Below are 17,276 nucleotides of genomic sequence, written 5' to 3'. Positions count from 1 at the left end.
CATATAAAAACGGGCGCTTGAGCTATATACTCTCGCGCCCGTTTTGCTCTTGAGGACTTATCTCGTGTCCAATGTCGTTGCCGATCATCTCGTCTTGCTCGACCACCTGCGCAGCATCCTGGTTGCCGTCGGCGAAGCCGAACAGGTGCCCGAGGAAAGCCACCTCCTGTTCCTGGAGCGCTTCGATGAACTGCGCGCCTTGCTGCCCATCGACCCGATCGAAAGCCAGTACCTGGGCCAGGACATGATGAGCCAGGTCATCCTGCGCTACCCGCAAATTGCTCACCTGGTGCCGCGCGACCTGCTGTGGTTCTTCGGTGGCGACTGCCTGCACTTCATGCCCGACGACGAACTGGACCTGTACCAGGCTCTGGAAGAGCGTCGCTTCGAAGCGGAACAGAACGACGAACCATTCGACTGGAACCAGGAAAAGCAGTTGTTGGCCATGTCCAATGACCAGCCCAAGCACTGATTCAGGGCTAACGAAGATCCAATGTGGGAGCGGCGGTGCGACTTGCTCGCGAATGCGGTGTATCAGTTACCTAAAATATTGACTGAACTACCGCATTCGCGAGCAAGCCCGCTCCCACATTTAAACCGTATTCCTACCGCTTATTCAGCGTCGGCTCTTTAGCCATGCACTCCACCAGATAATCAATAAACACCCGCAACTTCGGCGGCAGATATCGCGTCGGCGAATGCAGCAACCAGGCATCCCCGTGGTACGACGCAATAAAATCCCACCCCGGCAACACCTGCACCACCTCCCCCGCTTCCAGCGCATGCCGCGCCGTGAAATACGGCAAGCTGCCAATTCCCACATGCTGCAACACCGCATCCAGCCGCACCGCGGTGTGATTCGCCGCATACCGCCCGCGCACCCCGACCGTCACCGCCTTGCTGCCCTGGCGAAACTTCCAGCGCGCATCCCCCGGCGTCTCGCCCAGGTAGATGCAACTGTGTTCCAGCAAATCATGGGGATGCTGCGGCGTACCGTGCTCCGCCAGGTAATGCGGCGTGGCGCAGATCAAGTGCTCGATGGGCAGCAATTGGCGCCCTACCAAGCCCGGCGGCGGGCTGTCGGTGATGCGGATGCTCAGGTCGACATTGTCATCAATCAGGTCAACATGCCGGTCCTCAAGGATCAATTGCACATCGACCTTGGGATAACGCCGCAGAAATTCCGGCATATGGGGATGCACCACAAAACGCCCCACCGCCTTGGGCACGCTGACCCGCACCAACCCTTCGGCTTCATGGGTGTACTGCCCGCTGATTTCCATTACAGAACGCGCGGCGCTGACCATCTCCTGGCAGCGCTTGAACACCTCTTCGCCTCCTTCGCTGAGGCGCAACTTGCGCGTGGTGCGTTGCAGCAGGCGGGTCGCCAGGGCTTTTTCCAGGCGCGAGATGCTGCGGCTCACAGAGGACGGCGATGCCCCCAATTGCCGTGCGGCCTCGGAAAAGCTGCCGGTTTCCACCACCTTGACGAAAATCGCCATTTCGCCGAGCAGAGGCAAGGGAAGATTGATGCTCATGACGCACAAGTCCATTGAGATTTGAACGGATTATCACCCATTGGCGCACTTCTTATACTGCCGGATAGAAACCCTGATGCGGATGTAGATGATGACCCAGCGCCTGTTTTTTACCCATGACCACCTGAATGCCGAACTTGAAGTGCTGGGATGCACGCCTTTTGATAACCAATTTGCAGTGACCCTGCAGTCAACGATCTTCCATCCTCAAGGTGGCGGCCAGCCTTCCGACACCGGCTGGCTAGGGGACAGCCAAGTGTTGAAGGTGGTGCAGGAAGGTGATCATGTCGTGCATTACGTCGACCGCCCCGTAGGGCCCGGCGCGATCCAGGCGCGCGTCGATGCGGACCGCCGCACCTTGCACACGCGCCTGCACTCGGCCGGGCATCTGATCGGCAATGCCGGCGAAACCCTGGGCTGGATGCCGATCAAGGCCCATCACTGGCCGGGCGAAGGCAAGATCACCTTTATTCGCGGCACTTCGGCTCACCCCATGGACGCCGAGGCGATTCAGCGGCAAGTCGACCAATGGATCGCCGCCAACCTGCCGCGCCATACGGCACTGGATGAAGGCACGCGGGAAGTGGGTTTTGGCGAGCTGCCGGCCTATGCCTGCGGCGGTACGCATGTGCAGGCATTGGGGGACGTGGGCCAAGTGACGATCCTGACCCTCTCCGAGAAAAAGGGTGCGTTGTCAGTGCGCTATACCCTGGACTGACTAAACCGCAATCGCCCCCGCCCTGCCCGGCTCCACCACAAACGACTTGAGGGTCGAGACACTGGCATTCGGATCCTTGGGATCGGAAATCACCCGGAAGTGCGTCAGCATGCTCTGCTCCTCAAGCGCCACCGACACATAGCCGCGCTGGCGGCTGTCGAAAAACTTCACATGGGGATTGAGCGGCAGGATCGCACTGAACGCCTCAAACGGCGGCCCGTCAGACGTCACCGACGTGCCGACAAACTCGGTAGCGACCACCGGCGAATACAGGTTCCCTCCGTCAGCATGCAGGTCCGTCGCCCAGAACGAGTGGATATCACCGCCCCAGAACACCGGATTATTCACCTTCCTGCGCACCATCGACGCAAGCATCCGCTCACGGTTGGCCATGTAACCATCCCAGCCATCAGTCCAGCGGCCAGGCTTGTGATTGGTCAGGTCTCGTTGTGTGAGCGGCGCGACCAACAGGTCCTGGGCGATCACGTTCCATTGCGCCCGGGACTCGGCGAAACCTTGATCCAGCCAAGCCTCCTGCTCCCAGCCGAGCATGGTGCGACGGGGATCGCGCAGGTCGGCACAGGTATTCGCGGCCACATGCCCCTTGTGGCTGCCATTGGCCAGGATGCACGGCTGCTCGGAGCGGTACTGACGCCCATCCAGCACATGGAAACGCGCCAGTCGGCCGTAGTCCAAACGCCGATAAATGCGCATGTCCGGCCCGCGCGGCAGGCTGCTCGCCCGCAGCGGCATATGCTCGTAGAACGCCTGGTAGGCCGCCGCCCGCTGCTTGAGAAAACTCGCCACCGGGATGTTCGGGTCCTGGGACCACTGACTGGCATAGTCGTTTTGCACTTCGTGATCGTCCCAGGTGACCACACTGGGCGCCGCGGCATGCAGTGCCTGCAAATCCGGATCGGTCTTGTACAGGGCGTAACGGTTGCGGTAATCCACCAGGTTCAGCGCATTGCCGCTGCCGTGGGGGCGAATGATCTTGCCGGAGTCGGCCGCGTAGGAACTGTCATAGATGTAATCACCGAGGAAAAACACCAGGTCGGGCTGCTCGGCCGCCAAGTGACGATAGGCACTGAAGTAGCCTCGCTCCCAATGGGAGCAGGAGACAAAACCCAACTGCGCCGATGCCACGGCATGCACCGCCGGGGCCGTACGCGACTGCCCCACCGGGCTTTGCGCGCCGAGGCCTTCGAACTGGTACCAGTACGGTCGACCCGCTTCCAGCCCGGCGACTTCCACATGCACCGAATGGGCGAAACACTCGCTAGCCATCACCTTGCCCTGGCGCACAATCCGCGTCATCGCCGCATCACTGGCCACCTTCCAGCGCACCGGCACTGCTCGGTTCAATCCGCCGCGACCGTCTGCGGCATTGAACAACGGCGCGAGGCGCGTCCAGATCACGAAACCATCGGGCAACGGATCGCCTGAAGCCACGCCGAGGGTGAAGGGATAGTCGATGCCTGCACTGCGGGCAAAAGGACTGAGGATCGAAAACGCGGTGGCAACTGCAAGCCCGCCCAGTACGCGACGGCGGTCGTGATCGACGCTCATCAACCGCGCTCCGTCCAGTCGGCACGCACCAGGCCGTACAACAACATGTCCTCGTGGATCCCGTTCTTGAGGAAGGCGCCCTTCATGCACCCTTCGTAAACCAAGCCGATTTTTTCCATGACCCGAGCGGACCCTTTGTTACGGGCAAAGCACTGGCTGCCCACACGTTGCAGCGCCAATTCGCTAAACCCAAACGCCATGATCTGAGTCGCTGCTTCGGCGGCATAACCCTGACGTCGACGATGCGCGGCCACCCAATACCCGAGGTGTCCACTCCTATGAGCCGCAGATAACCTGAGGCTGATCACGCCGATCAATTCGCCCGTTTCCCGCAGATGAATACCCAGCCCCAGTGAATGCCCCGAGCGGTAATTCTCTGCCTGGCCATCAATAAAGACGTGTGCGGTTTCCAAGGTGTAAGGCGACGGAATCGCAGCCGTGTTGTTCGCAATATCGGGATCGTTGGCCAGCACCGACACCGTCTCGGCCTGCTCCTTTTGCAGAGGCTTCAGCAGCAGGCGCGCAGTGAATAAATGGGGCAGTGCAATGCTCATGCAGAGGGACTCGCGAAATAAATTCTCCAAGAATGTACCCGCGTCGTGTCAGTTTCATTACGTAGATAAATACACCCACGAGTCTTCTGTAAGACCCGTCCTAGAGCCTTAAAAGCTTAAATTAAAGTTAACCATTCGGTCATTTTTGGTTGCTAGCGTGTCGCCCCTAATCAACGGCGGGGTAGCGGAATGAGAACTTGGGATGAACCCAAAAAGCGCAAGGCACACATCGAACTGATCCCGATGATCGACGTGATGATGTTCCTGTTGGTGTTTTTTGTACTGGTGAGTTTGAACGTGATTCCGGCCCTGGGCATGAAGACTCAGTTGCCGAGCGCCAGCAGTTCACAACAGCTCAAACCGCAAAACAAATTCATCTTGACCCTGGGTCTGGAAGGCCAACTGCAACTCGATGGCAAGGACATGAGCGTCGAGGCGTTGGTGCCGGCACTCAAGGCTGCCGAGAAGCCTGACACCAAGTCGACGATCATCGTCAACAGCGACAAAGGCGTGGAAGTGTCGCGCCTGGTGGAGGTGATGGACACCCTGCGCGTGGGTGGCTTTACCTCTGTCTCCATCGCCACGAAAAAGTCCTGATCATGTATGCCTTGTTTCGTGCGCGTCGGCTGCTGGGCAGTGTCCCGGCCCTGATCGCCCTGGTGCTGATTGCACTGGGTATCCAGTCCCAACCCCTGAAGATCCAGCCGCAGTATGACGAGTCGGCGGTTGAACTTGCCCTGGTGGAGCCCGAGCCGGAAGTGGTCCCCGAGCCCGTGGTGGAGCAAGAGCCACCGCCGCCGGTGATCGAAGACGAAGAGGCCGAACCCGCCCCGCCGCCTCCGCCACCCAAACCGGTGCCCAAGCCCCTGCCAAAACCTGAGCCCAAGCCAAAACCCGTGCCCAAGCCGGTGGTCGCCAAGCCAACGCCGGTGCCTGCGCCAGCTCCGGTTGCCGCCAAGCCGGTGCAAGCCGCTCCCGCTCCCACGCCAGCACCCGCCGCGCCACCGGCGCCGCCGAAAGTCGACGGCCAGGCGCTGGAGGGCGGCTACCTCAAGGGTTTGCGCAACGAGCTGGACACCTACAAGCAATACCCCACCGGACGCCAGGCGTCCCTCGAACGCCCCAGTGGCGAAGTGGTGGTCTGGTTAATGGTGGACCGCCAAGGCCGCGTCCTCGACGCCGGGATCCAGACCCCGGCGCCGAGCATGCTGCTCAATCGGGCCGCCACCAACAGCCTGCGCCGTATCAAGCAGGTGAAACCGTTCCCCGAACAAGCCTTCGGTGGACGTAACGAGCAGCGCTTCACCGCCACCTTCAACTACAGCGTGCAATAAGCACATACCACCAGGACGACAGTGATGAAGTTCACCCGGATTCATCTGGCACTCGTTGCCGCGACGAGCATGACCCATGGAGTGGTCATGGCAGACATCAGCGACAGTGACGTCGGGACCATTGGGGTACAGGGCAAGGCAACCGCGGGGGGCGGTTACATGGTCCAGGAAGAGAGCGCGAAGGGCCGCTCGACCATCACCAAGGAAGCGTTGGACAAACAGACGGCCACCGGCAATGCCATCGACAAGCTCAAGTACACCCCGGGCCTGAACATCTCCAGTGAAGACAACACCGGGCTCTCGGGTTTCCGCTTCACCATGCGCGGCATGAACTCCGACCAGGTGGGCATGTCGGTGGACGGCATGCCGATCAACGACTCCGGCAACTACGCGTTGTACTCCAACCTGTTGGGCGACCCGGAAAACATCGACCAGATCTTCGTCACCCAGGGCTCGTCGGAAGCCGACGGCCCGCACATCGGTTCCAGCGGCGGCAACATCGGCATCGTGACCATTCGCCCCACCAAGGAAACCGGGGCCTTCGTCAAGCAAGTGGTGGGCGGCAACGGCACCATGAAGACCTTCGCCCGCCTCAACACCGGCGAAGTCAACGGCCTGAGCAACTGGCTGTCGGCCTCCCACACCGAAGGCCAGATGTGGCGTGGCTCAGGTGCCGTGCGCGCGGACAAGGTGGAGTGGAACAGCTTCTTCGACGCCGGCAACGGCAACACCGCCAACCTGATCCTCAAGTACCACGAGCAGAACAACAACAGCTACAGCCAACTGACCAAGTCACAGTTCCAGCAGTACGGCCGCAAGTACGACCCGTACCCGGCGACGCCGGCGGTGGGCGCCAACGGCAAGATCAGCAGCTACTACGACCTGGCGCAGAACCCGTTCCAGACCTTCACGGCCGTGCTCAACACCCAGTACAAACTGAGCGACAACCTGTCCCTCTCGGTGATCCCGTATTACTACTACGGCAACGGCAGCGGCGTGGGCTCCTCGGCCTACGCGCTGAACAGTGGCTCGAACAAGGGCGGCGTTTTCGACCTCGGCAACCTGCCGACGCAGGCTCAATACAACGCCGACGGTTCCGCGACCACCGGCGTCTACTACCGCCCTTCGCGCACCCAGACCTGGCGCCCGGGCATCACCACCAAGCTGAACTGGGACCTGGGCGATCACAGCCTGCAATTCGGCTACTGGTACGAACGTGCCCGCCAAAGCCAGACCCAGCCGTTCATTGCCCTGAAAAACAACGGCAAGCCGAGCGACACCTGGCCCGACGGCAACTCCGTGGTCGACGCCAACGGCAACACCGTGCAGGGTCGCGACCGCTACACCGTGACCCCGGCGCAGAAGGTCTGGACCCAGGACACCTGGTACATCAACTCGGACTGGACACTGATCGCCGGTATCGCCTACATGAACGTCGAGCGTGACGGCACCAACCACGGCAGCCTCACCGAGCAACCGGGCAAGGCCAGCCAGACCTACAACAAACTGCTGCCCAACGCCGGCCTGAAATACCAGATCGACGAGCGTGACCAGTTGTTCTACAGCCTATCGCGCAACATGCGGATTCCGCAGAACTACGTGCTGTACGACAAAGGCATCGGCTCCCTCGACTCCAAGCCGGAACTCAGCTGGAACCAGGAACTGGGCTGGCGCTACACCGGCGAAGACAGCACCCTCGCCGCCACCTTGTTCTACATGCAGTTCAAGAATCGCCAACTCACCTCCAACGACAGCAACGGTGATTCCGCCGACATCAACGCCGGCACCGTCATCAACAAAGGCCTGGAACTGGAGTGGAGCGGCAAGCTGCCGCACAACTTCAACTACTACACCTCCTACACCTACACCAGCTCCAAGCAGCAGGATGACCTGACCGTCTACAGCGGCGGCAAGCCGATCGTGCTGCCCACCAGCGGCAAGCAGTTCGCCAACGTGCCGACGAACATGCTGGCAGCCAACGTCGGCTATGACGACGGGCGCTTCTACGGCACCTTCGGCGGCAAGTTCACCAGCAAGCTCTACGGCGACCTGACCAACGACGAAGCCATCTCCGCCCGCACCGTTTTCAACCTCGGTGCCGGTATCTACCTGCCGGTGGACAAGAAAGTCGTCAAGGACGCAACCCTGCGCCTGAACGTCGACAACCTGTTCGACAAGAAGTACCTGGACGGCGTGTACACCACCAAGACCAACTCGGCGAGCTACAGCGGTTTCCGCGACGGCGACCCGGCTTACATCGTTGGGCTTGACCGTACCGTCACCGTTTCCCTGGAAGCCAATTTCTAACTGCGAGGCTCAGCATCATGGACATGAACCTGCTTCACCAAATCACCTTTTATGTGATGTATGCCGCCCTGGCGATTGCGATCTTCATCACCATCGAACGTGGCATCTACTTCGCCTACGTGCGCCGCCAGGCCCGTGCGTTGACTGACGTGCTGGGCGCCAATGTGCACAGCGAGCGCGACCTGCCGGAAAACCTGACCCGCCGTGACAGCCTGCCGCTGAGTATGGTGCTGCCGATCCTGGCGCAGAAGGCTTCCCATGGTTCACGCAAGGACCTGGACGACGAGATCGAAACCCAGTACCTCAAGACCCGCGCGCCGCTGTCCCGCAGCCTGTGGATCATCGAAACCATCACCACCGCCGCGCCGCTGCTCGGCCTGCTGGGCACCATTCTGGGCATCATCGACACCTTCAAGGCGCTGGCCACTGCCGGCGTGTCCGACCCGGGCCAGATTTCCGGTGGTATCGGTACGGCCCTGTTCGCCACGGGTTTGGGTATCGCCATCGCGCTGTTCTGCGTGGTGTTCCACAACTTCTTCCAGGACAGCCTGGAGCGCATCAACGACCAGCTGAAAATCCTGCTGATCCGCGCGGCAACCGGTGCCCGCGTACAGGGTGAAGTGCCGCACCTGGTGCCGACACCGCTGCATACCCGCACAGCATGACCTTCAAGGCGGGCGCATGATGCGCCCGCCTTTCTTTTTGCCCGATGAGACGCCTATGTCCCTCTCGATGAAGTTGCGTATCGCAGGCCTGACCGGCTTGCTCCTCAGTCCGCTTGCCCAGGCGGACTTTTCAATTCCGGGTTTTGAACTGGTGCACACCGTGCCGGTGGATACCACGTTGGGCACGGCCGATTTGCGTCAGCCGGGCCCGGTGTGGATCGAGTTGTTTGACGGTGCAAAAAACAGCATTGATATCGGCCAGTTCTACGCGGCCGACCATCCCGGCTCGGTGATGGACACGGTCATCGAACACCTGGAAGCCGCCGGCAAGCGCGGGGTGAAAATCCGCTTTCTGTTGGAAGAAAAAGGTATCCGGCTGTCGGAAGCGTCGACCCTGGAGCGCTTGCGCGCGATTCCCAACCTGACCTTCCGCGTGCTTTCGTACGGGCAACTGAGTGGCGGGATCATCCACGCGAAATACCTGGTGGTGGACGGCAAGCAGGCGTTTATCGGCAGCCAGAACTTCGACTGGCGTTCGCTGGAGCATATCCACGAAACCGGGCTGTTGATCAGTGATGCAACCGTCGTCGCCCAGACCCAGGCCATTTTTGAACAGGACTGGCAGGCCCAGGCTGCGTTGGCCGACAACAAGCCTGTTGCCCTGCCCGCCACAGGCGCCACACCCGCACGCACCGGCAACTACCTGGTGGCCAGCCCCCAACGCTACAACCCGCCGGGCGTGGGTGATTCACAGCTGGAGCTGCCACGCCTGCTGGGCGAGGCGAAAAAGGAAGTGCGCGTACAACTGCTGGACTACGCGCCGCTGTCCTATGGACCTGACAGAACCCGGCCTTACTACGCGATGATCGACAATGCAGTGCGTGCAGCGGCAGCGCGCGGGGTCTCGATCAAGTTGATGGTGTCCAACTGGAACACTGAAGCACTGGAATTGCCGTACCTGAAAAGCCTGGCCGTGCTGCCGAATGTCGAGGTCAAGATCGTTACGCTGCCCGAGGCCAAGCAGGGATTTATTCCTTACGCGCGGGTGATCCACAGCAAGACCATGGAAATCGACGGGCAAGTGGCCTGGGTGGGGACCAGTAACTGGCTGGGTGGTTACTTCGATAACTCGCGCAACCTGGAAGTGGTGATGCATGACGCGGCGATGGCCAAGCGTGTGGGCGAGCTGCATGCGCAATTGTGGGATGGGCCGTATGCCAAAGCACTGGATGTAGCGGCGCAGTATCCGGAGCCGCATCCTGGCAAGCCTTGATAACCCATTTCAAACTTCACCGAAAAACCCTGTGGGAGCGGGCTTGCTCGCGAAGGCGGTGTGTCAGTCACCGCCTACTTGGACTGACACACCGCCTTCGCGCAACACCTGCGCCGAACAAAGCACGACCGTTATCAAACGTTTCGACGCCGATCAACGTTGATCGGCGTTGACGTTAACCAGGTCGTGCTTACGGCCTAGAACATATCCATCGCATTGCACAGCTTGGCCTTCTCCACCGGCACGTTCTCCGGCTTCCCCGTCGGGTCCAAGCGCTGCAATGCAACGAGGCACTGGCTACTCTCCAGCAGGATCAGCTCGTAATCCTCCCCGGCCTTAGGGGTAAAGCGAAAGCTTTGCTTGCAGCTGTAGGAATAGCCGGCAGAAACGTGGCCCTCACTCTGGAAGTTCATGGCGAAAGGTTTGTTTGCCGGCACCTTCAGTTCGGTACGCGCCAACGCTTGCGCCTCCACCCGGCGGTTGCTCTCGGGCATGCCCAGGCTGCGGCCATTATTCTGACCCGCAAAGCCGGATTCGGACACGGCCATCACCCCGGAGCCAGGCACACGCCAGTCGATGCAATCACGGCCAGGCACGCCGCGTGCCATGCCATTGGTGATCACGCGCAGACGTGCGGTGTCACCCGCTGCGGGTTCAGCATAGGGCGTGTTGTAAGCACGGATATTGGAAATGTTGCCGCAGCCACTCACGGCAAGTGCCAGGCCCGCTATCAGAAATGCTCTCATGGAAATCCTTTTTTTGAGGTTTAACGGCAGTGATAAGGGCTTTCGCTGCGCAGCTCCTCGCCGGTTCTGGCATCACGAATGATGACAGTAGCCCCCGGCGCGTTGAGGCAGAACGCATTGCGTATGGGATAAATATTGTGCCCCTGGGTGGTGTAGCTGCCGAGCTCTTTTAACGGGGCGCCGGAGGCGTCCTGAGCCGTCACGGTGTATTCACCCGACATGGTCAGACAGCCGCTCAGTAACAGCAGCACGGTGGCGCAGATTGCTTTTTTCACGGGTGATGTCCCTATCGCGTTGAATGACGACCTCTTGAAAAAGGCCGCTTTGGGAGATTTCATTGCGCCGACTCACAGGCCTTCAACGGCTCCTTGGGGTGCAATGCACAGATGTCGAAACCGTCACGCCGGGTATACACCGGCACCAGCACGGTAACGGGCGAGTACAACGTGCAGAAACGGGCCAAACACCGCCCTGGCCGAAAAAACACTTCCATTTCGCATCCCTGTGAAATTTTCCTGCTGGCGCATCAAGCGCAGAACAGCTCTTGAACAACAAGCATTGCCTTGATTGGCATTGCCTGTGTGAGCGGACATCGCTCATAGAGTTCATGAAAAACCGGGAAACCTCCTATCAAGACAGTCGAGAAATGCCTTGGAAAAGAGCCCGCCCAAGACAGTCAAAACTGACAGCCTGTTACATCAGCAATTGTAGGACGGCTCTTGATCGTCCACGCCCTATTGAGGCGCCAAATCTTGTCAGCCTAGAGTGGCGCCAGCAGCGAACTTCCATGCCGGACTGGCGTTGCAAGTCTGCAACCAACCTAGATCCTAGATAGAGAAGAGTGCACGCGATGAGTGACGCCATACCGAACACAGCCACCCACACGGCACCAACATCTGTCGCCTCGCCCGAAAACACCCTTGAACCGACGCCTACTGGCACCACACCTGAACCGCTGCTCGCAGATCCCGAATTCGACATGCGCGGCTTGGCGTGGAACCCGCTGTGCGATGCCGCCACGCCGCTGATCGGCCTAGTGATTCGCCTGCGTCGTTTAGACCGGCACGACAATGTGCCCGCGCTGTACCAAAGCGTCAGCAACCAAATCACCACGATCATGGAAGAAGTCAGTCAGCTCGACTACGACGCTGGCATGCTCAAGGCCTACTCCTACAGCCTGTGCCTGTTGTTGGATGAGGTAGTCATGAGCACTACCTGGGGCAAGTCCTCCACTTGGAGTGCACGCTCACTGCTCAGTCAGTTTCATGAGGAGACGTGGGGCGGCGAAAAATTCTTTACCGTCATGAACAACATGATCCCCGAAGCGGCCAGGTACCAGCATGTGCTGGAGTTCATGTACCAGTGCCTGATCTCCGGCCTCAAAGGCAAATACGGCGCCCATGCCAAGGGCGATGACGAAATACAGAAGATCATCAACCAACTGCACGGCCTGTTGCGCCCGCTGCGCGGCGAGACACCCAAACGCCTGACTGATCCACTGAAAAATGTCGCGCCGCGCAATTACCGGATCAAACGTACCTGGCCGTTGTGGACACCGTGGGCACTGGCCGCCGTCGTACTGGTCACCGCGTACTCGATCTACACCCTGCGTTTGAACGCCATCACGCGAGAGGTACTTACCTCACTGGACAAAATCCTCAAGCTATAACCCCTGCGCGAAACCATCAGGAGGTCTTATGCCCCGCCAAAGCGACCTGCGCTACACCTTCGAACCGCTGCGGGGCGATCCCTTCGAAGTGGTCTCGTTCACCCTTGAGGAGGGCCTGTCCCAGCCGTTCAAACTCACGCTGGAACTGGTCAGCCATCACCCGGCCATCGACTTCTACCGCATGCTCGACCTGGCCGCGCTGTTCACCCTCTGGCGCGGTGAGCTACGTCCACGGCTTGGTCAGCCTGTTCCAGCAGGGCGACACCGGCTTTCGCCGTACCCGCTACACCGCCGTGGTCGAGCCGACCCTGGCGCGCTTCGGCCTGCGCTCCAACTGGCGCATCCTCCAGGGCCAGACCGTGCCCGACATCATCATCGGCATGCTGGCGGAACAGAAACTGACCGACGTCAAAACCTACCTCTGCTTCGATCATCAACCTCGCGAGTACTGCGTACAAGCTGGCGAAACCGACCTTGATTTCATCGCTCGCCTCGCCGCCGAAGAAGGCCTGCTCTACACCTTCGAACACCGCGCCGATGGCCACACCCTATGGCTCACCGACCGCGTCGGCGGCCTGGGCACCATCGGCACCCACACCGATTGCCCGGTGGTCTACCAGCCCATGAGCGGCGGCGACGCCATGGAACCGGCCCTGAACCGCTTCCACTACACCGAACAGGTACGCACCGCCGTGCAGGTGCAGCGCGACTACACCTTCACCCATCCGCGCTACAACCAGCAGCACACCGCCACCGGCGACCAGGACCTGAACAACCAGCACAAGGACTACGAACGTTACGACTACCCCGGCCGCTACAAGCGCGACATCGCCGGCAAGCCCTTCACCAAGACGCGCCTGGCCGCGCTGCGCAACGACGCCAAGCTGGCCCATCTGGAAGGCGATGATGAACGCCTGCAACCGGGGCTGGCCTTCGACCTCAACGATCATCCGCGTGAGGACTTCAATGACCGCTGGCGCACCATCGCCATCAAGCACGAGGGCAAGCAGCACACCAGCCTTCAGGAAGAATCGTTTGGCAGCGGCCACGGCACGTCCTATGAGCTGAAGGCCAGCGCCATCCGTTGGACTTCCGACTGGAAAGCCCCGCTACGTGACAAACCCTGCATCGACGGCCCACAGATCGCCACGGTGGTCGGCCCGCCCGGTGAAGAGATCTATTGCGACGAATGGGGCCGGGTCAAGGTGCAGTTCCCGTGGGATCGCGCGGACAAAAACAACGACCACAGCTCGTGCTGGATCCGTGTCACCCAAGGCTGGGCCGGGGCGACCTGGGGCTCCATGGCCATCCCGCGTGTGGGTCAGGAACTGGTGATCAGCTATCTGGACGGTGATCCTGACCAGCCGATCGCCACGGGGACCGCGTACCGGCAGACCAACCTGCCGCCCTACCCGCTGCCCAAACACAAGACACGCATGACCATTAAGAGCCGAACCCATAAGGGCGAAGGCTTCAATGAGCTGCGTTTTGAGGATGAGCTGGGGCAGGAGGAAGTGTTTATCCATGCCGAGAAAGACAAGAACGTTCATATCAAGCACAACAACACGATATTCGTGGGCAATGATCGCAGTGAAAAAGTCGAACACGACGAGCAGGTTGAAATCGGTCGTAACCGCAGCGAACGAGTGGGCAACGATGAGCGCATTGCGGTTGTTCAAGACCAGCATCTGGAGATCGGACGTGATCGAATTCAGACGACGGGGCGTAATCATCACACCCATATCGGCGGTGACCAGGTTGAAGAGATTGCCAACAACCGACATGACAAGATTGCCGCTGACCATGACATCCAGATAGGCGGCAGTTCAGAGCAATCAGTCCGCAACCGCTACCGCCTGTCCGCCGGGCAACGCATTGAGCAAAAAACGCCGGTGTTCGATATCACATCGAACCAGCGCATTGTGCTGAAGGCCCCAGGTGGCAGCATCACGATTGACCACGATGGCATTACCCTTGACGGGCTGACCATCAAAATCAAAGGCCCCGTCACCACCGAGCCATACGGTACGGGCAATCCGCTGGGTAGCCCGCAATCGTCTCCCGAACCGCCCGGGGCATTCCTGGGGCGTTACACCCTTCTGAAGAACGATCAGCGCGCCTTCGCAGGCTATCAATATCGCATTACTGATGGCGCTACTCTCCTCACCGAAGGACTGACCTGCCCCTTGGGCGGAACTGAATGGACGGCTACCGACTCATCCAGGTCCGTGCAGGCCCATAAGGCAATCATGCGCGGTGATCAGCGAATCATCGAAACCTGGCAGCCCTATCTAATGGCCCTCGATGATCAAGCCTCACCCGTCGAGGCCAAGGCTATTTTTCCTGATGGCTTTCTCGATCAGCACAGCGGAGATCTCGACTGATGCCCGGCCCTCTCGCCCCTGTTATCGCTCGCATTATTGATGGTGCCTACCGGGCCTACCGGGCGAATCAGGCTTTTGAAAACGCTAAAACCGCCACCGATCTGGCCCAGCTTGCCGTGGAGATTGCCGAGCGCAGGAAACAGATCAAGGACACGCTTCGCGCCACCATTGAAGCAATGACGCGGGAAATCGAGGTCAAGAGCTCGACCTTTGCCGTCGTAGATCGCGGCGGCAACAGCACCGTCTCTCGCAGAGGTCAAGAGAACATCGAATTCAAGGAGTACATAGAGCGCAAGGTGCCTTTTCGTCCGGCGATCAGCCAAGTCTGCGCGGTTGCCCTGCAGATGCCGATCAAAGTACCACGGCGCATCAGCAAGAAAATTGCCGGCGACACCGTGAAAACCACGATTGAAGTCGCACTAAAACAATTTACCGCCTCGTTGTTCTTTGAGGCCGTAGACGAGGCGCTGGAGTGGCGTAGCCCACTCAAATCAGAACCGAACTACAACGCCACCAGCAAGAAGGCATTGCTTGGGACCCCTGCAACGCGCCCCAAACGATTCGGCAGCGATATCCAGCCATTTTGGCCACGCCCGAAGGGATTGCTGGCACCCGACCTGATCGTTGTTGAATACCGACAGGAACCGTTTGAAACCGACAATGTGTTTGCGGCGGTGGAGATCAAGTTCCCGGGAGATTGGGTGGTAAAAAAGCAAATATCCGATTACGCGAACCTGATGAAACCCGTAACAGGCGTCAATCCAGACAAAATCGGCAGAGAGAAAGTTGCGTTGTTGCGGGTGCCGGAGGATTGCACTGGCTTTGAAGGAGATGGAAAGAAACCTACACCAAGTGAACAGGCGAGGAAGAAGAAATAGCTATGAGTACAACTCACCAAATGTTTACCGTAAAAGAACGTGATCTATTTATCGAACTACTGAAAGAATGGCCCAATTCCGAATCAGGAACAGAGGAAGCGTCCCACAGCGTCAGCCCCTTCATCAGCTTCTATTTTCCGTCCACCCCTGGCACTCATCGCGATGTTGCCCTGCTGATGGTGGATATCCACGAAGCCTTCGAGAAAATGCTTGGTCACCCTTACACCATGACCATGCACGAAGACACCGATCGCCCGCATCCCTACCCTGAGGAGGAGTCTGATCTTCGCAGGCAGGCCATGGATGCCCATCCACACGAGCACTTCGTGTTCTGGTTTTCCGACGAAACAAACCATGCAAGCTCACCGACGACATCGGGCGACTTCTGGCTCAGTTGGTATCGGCTTGACGGAAGCAGAACAGAATATTCCTCAATCGTATTTTATTACCGCTGGCAATGGTGGCTGGATAACCGCGATGCCTGGCGTGCGTTTGTCCTCAAGACCACTGACCTGCTCAAGGCCCATCAGGTCTACAGCGGTTTCGCCATGGCCAATCCGATGGAATACGGCACGCGTGCGGAGGTTACAACGTGGGAAAGAGCGTTGACTCCGGCGTTCTATGGACTCGATATCGACTACGAGTTCGCGATGCGAAACGAGTTGCTCAACGGCATCCGCCCTCCCACCTGGGCCTTCCTGCTCGCCGACCACTGGCGCGAAAAGCTCGACCTGACCCGCGAACAGGTACGTACGGCACTGTCTCACCCACGCATCAGCATCACCGAATTACAAAGCGGCCAATGGATCGAACTGGGCGAACAGCCGGAGTTGTACCCCGTCGAACAAGGCGTGCCCGAACTGCCCATGCTCTTGAACAAACTGCTCAAGCCTATCCGCTACGACAATTTGGGATTGCTGGGCTTCGGCCAATGGGACGGCGACCCCAACGAGCGCTTCACTGACCCTGACAGTCGGCGTTGGATGGCGCGCTTTGACGCCGACAGCGATTGGCCGACGCCAGCAATGCGCTTCACCGCCCCACCGCCCATGCCCTCTGGCCAAACCTCTACACCAATGCCTCTTTGTGGCGTAGCGGGTACTGCCTGTATTCAGGCCGGATGGTGGCGGGTTCCGGGACAGGAGCAAACCCGGCGAGCCTTCAAACAGGGCGAACTGATGCCGAACCTCGAAGGAGAGTCCGCAGATGGTTGGGTGATATGGCAACGTGACCCGGATCAAACACCTCCAGAGCCTGCCCGCTATGCCAACACCCACGATCCGGCGCCTCGCGCAGGCCGCTGGGAAGTTGAAACCGACCGATTCGCCTCGTGCGATATCCAGCTGAACGAGCGACTGCCTGCCCATGAAGGGCGCGTCGTTCGCTGGCACTGGACGGTCAGCGGCATGCGCGCGAACAGTGGCCAACCCTGTCCATATCCGGGTGCCTGGGTCAGCGAATATAGACCGGACAGCAAGCAAGTCCTGGAGTATGGCGCTCCAATGCCAACCGTGGAGGGTGAGGCCGTCGTCTGGCTTTGGACAGGATTAGAGCCGGTCTGAAAGTAGCTTTGCACCCCATCCCATAAAAAACCCACGAACAAAAACGCCGATCATTGCTGATCGGCGTTTTTGTTAAATA

General features: G+C 59.6%; 16 protein-coding genes and 1 pseudogene. 11 read left to right on the top strand and 6 right to left on the bottom strand.

The window, feature by feature from the left end; all coding sequences use genetic code 11:
• The first annotated feature begins 64 nt into the window (after nucleotides 1-64).
• Nucleotides 65-472, top strand: a complete 408-nt coding sequence (locus D109_RS0130400) for a PA2817 family protein (protein WP_003217220.1) — start codon at nucleotides 65-67, stop codon at nucleotides 470-472.
• Between the two features lie 133 nt (nucleotides 473-605).
• On the opposite strand, the gene D109_RS0130395 is transcribed toward D109_RS0130400, so the two are convergent.
• A complete protein-coding gene (locus tag D109_RS0130395; RefSeq protein WP_017480235.1) occupies nucleotides 606-1,538 on the bottom strand; it encodes a LysR family transcriptional regulator in 933 nt (310 codons plus the stop codon).
• A 91-nt stretch (nucleotides 1,539-1,629) separates the two neighbouring features.
• Here D109_RS0130395 and D109_RS0130390 point away from each other — a divergent pair, with 91 nt between their 5' ends.
• Complete coding sequence (locus D109_RS0130390) at nucleotides 1,630-2,256, top strand: serine-tRNA(Ala) deacylase AlaX (RefSeq protein ID WP_026078322.1); 627 nt, start codon at nucleotides 1,630-1,632, stop codon at nucleotides 2,254-2,256.
• On the opposite strand, the gene D109_RS0130385 is transcribed toward D109_RS0130390, so the two are convergent.
• Together D109_RS0130385 and D109_RS0130380 are read right to left on the bottom strand one after the other, a co-directional pair.
• Complete coding sequence (locus D109_RS0130385) at nucleotides 2,257-3,825, bottom strand: alkaline phosphatase (RefSeq protein ID WP_017480233.1); 1,569 nt, start codon at nucleotides 3,823-3,825, stop codon at nucleotides 2,257-2,259.
• Nucleotides 3,825-4,379 (bottom strand): GNAT family N-acetyltransferase, encoded by a 555-nt coding sequence (locus D109_RS0130380; protein WP_017480232.1) that lies wholly within the window; start codon nucleotides 4,377-4,379, stop codon nucleotides 3,825-3,827. Before D109_RS0130380 ends, D109_RS0130385 begins: the two co-directional genes overlap by 1 nt.
• A 189-nt stretch (nucleotides 4,380-4,568) precedes the next feature.
• Between D109_RS0130380 and D109_RS0130375 the strand changes: the two genes are divergently transcribed.
• The 5 genes from D109_RS0130375 to D109_RS0130355 are packed head-to-tail and all read left to right on the top strand — an operon-like array spanning nucleotide 4,569 to nucleotide 9,958.
• Nucleotides 4,569-4,976 (top strand): biopolymer transporter ExbD, encoded by a 408-nt coding sequence (locus D109_RS0130375; RefSeq protein ID WP_017480231.1) that lies wholly within the window; start codon nucleotides 4,569-4,571, stop codon nucleotides 4,974-4,976.
• A gap of 2 nt (nucleotides 4,977-4,978) precedes the next feature.
• Nucleotides 4,979-5,713: an energy transducer TonB gene (locus D109_RS0130370; protein ID WP_017480230.1), complete on the top strand. Its 735-nt coding sequence runs from the start codon at nucleotides 4,979-4,981 to the stop codon at nucleotides 5,711-5,713.
• A 24-nt stretch (nucleotides 5,714-5,737) separates the two neighbouring features.
• Nucleotides 5,738-8,020, top strand: a complete 2,283-nt coding sequence (locus tag D109_RS0130365) for a TonB-dependent receptor (RefSeq protein WP_017480229.1) — start codon at nucleotides 5,738-5,740, stop codon at nucleotides 8,018-8,020.
• 17 nt (nucleotides 8,021-8,037) lie between these two features.
• Nucleotides 8,038-8,685, top strand: a complete 648-nt coding sequence (locus D109_RS0130360; protein WP_017480228.1) for a MotA/TolQ/ExbB proton channel family protein — start codon at nucleotides 8,038-8,040, stop codon at nucleotides 8,683-8,685.
• 55 nt (nucleotides 8,686-8,740) lie between these two features.
• Nucleotides 8,741-9,958: a phospholipase D-like domain-containing protein gene (locus D109_RS0130355; protein ID WP_017480227.1), complete on the top strand. Its 1,218-nt coding sequence runs from the start codon at nucleotides 8,741-8,743 to the stop codon at nucleotides 9,956-9,958.
• Between the two features lie 197 nt (nucleotides 9,959-10,155).
• Here D109_RS0130355 and D109_RS0130350 read toward each other — a convergent pair whose 3' ends face one another.
• The 3 genes from D109_RS0130350 to D109_RS1000000134700 are packed head-to-tail and all read right to left on the bottom strand — an operon-like array spanning nucleotide 10,156 to nucleotide 11,197.
• Nucleotides 10,156-10,704 carry a hypothetical protein gene (locus D109_RS0130350; RefSeq protein WP_017480226.1) on the bottom strand — a complete coding sequence of 183 codons (549 nt, stop codon included), beginning with the start codon at nucleotides 10,702-10,704 and terminating at the stop codon, nucleotides 10,156-10,158.
• A gap of 20 nt (nucleotides 10,705-10,724) precedes the next feature.
• Nucleotides 10,725-10,979, bottom strand: a complete 255-nt coding sequence (locus tag D109_RS0130345; RefSeq protein WP_026078321.1) for a hypothetical protein — start codon at nucleotides 10,977-10,979, stop codon at nucleotides 10,725-10,727.
• Between the two features lie 59 nt (nucleotides 10,980-11,038).
• Nucleotides 11,039-11,197 (bottom strand): hypothetical protein, encoded by a 159-nt coding sequence (locus D109_RS1000000134700; protein ID WP_017480224.1) that lies wholly within the window; start codon nucleotides 11,195-11,197, stop codon nucleotides 11,039-11,041.
• Nucleotides 11,198-11,554: 357 nt separating this feature from the next.
• Between D109_RS1000000134700 and icmH the strand changes: the two genes are divergently transcribed.
• The 4 genes and pseudogenes from icmH to D109_RS0130320 all read left to right on the top strand — a co-directional run bounded on the left by icmH (nucleotide 11,555) and on the right by D109_RS0130320 (nucleotide 17,197).
• Nucleotides 11,555-12,373 (top strand): type IVB secretion system protein IcmH/DotU, encoded by an 819-nt coding sequence (icmH, locus tag D109_RS0130335; RefSeq protein WP_026078320.1) that lies wholly within the window; start codon nucleotides 11,555-11,557, stop codon nucleotides 12,371-12,373.
• Between the two features lie 28 nt (nucleotides 12,374-12,401).
• Nucleotides 12,402-14,757 (top strand): annotated as a pseudogene (locus D109_RS01000000132250) (type VI secretion system Vgr family protein).
• Complete coding sequence (locus D109_RS0130325; protein WP_017480220.1) at nucleotides 14,757-15,635, top strand: VRR-NUC domain-containing protein; 879 nt, start codon at nucleotides 14,757-14,759, stop codon at nucleotides 15,633-15,635. Before D109_RS01000000132250 ends, D109_RS0130325 begins: the two are co-directional and overlap by 1 nt.
• A 2-nt stretch (nucleotides 15,636-15,637) precedes the next feature.
• Complete coding sequence (locus tag D109_RS0130320; protein ID WP_017480219.1) at nucleotides 15,638-17,197, top strand: type VI immunity family protein; 1,560 nt, start codon at nucleotides 15,638-15,640, stop codon at nucleotides 17,195-17,197.
• The last annotated feature ends 79 nt before the right edge of the window (nucleotides 17,198-17,276 follow it).

Origin of the sequence: Pseudomonas sp. PAMC 26793 (assembly GCF_000313235.1) — a bacterium.
GTDB classification, from domain to species: Bacteria; Pseudomonadota; Gammaproteobacteria; order Pseudomonadales; family Pseudomonadaceae; genus Aquipseudomonas; species Aquipseudomonas yamanorum.
The sequence above is the reverse complement of the archived record's forward strand: the minus strand, read 5'-3'. Positions and strand labels throughout refer to the sequence as shown.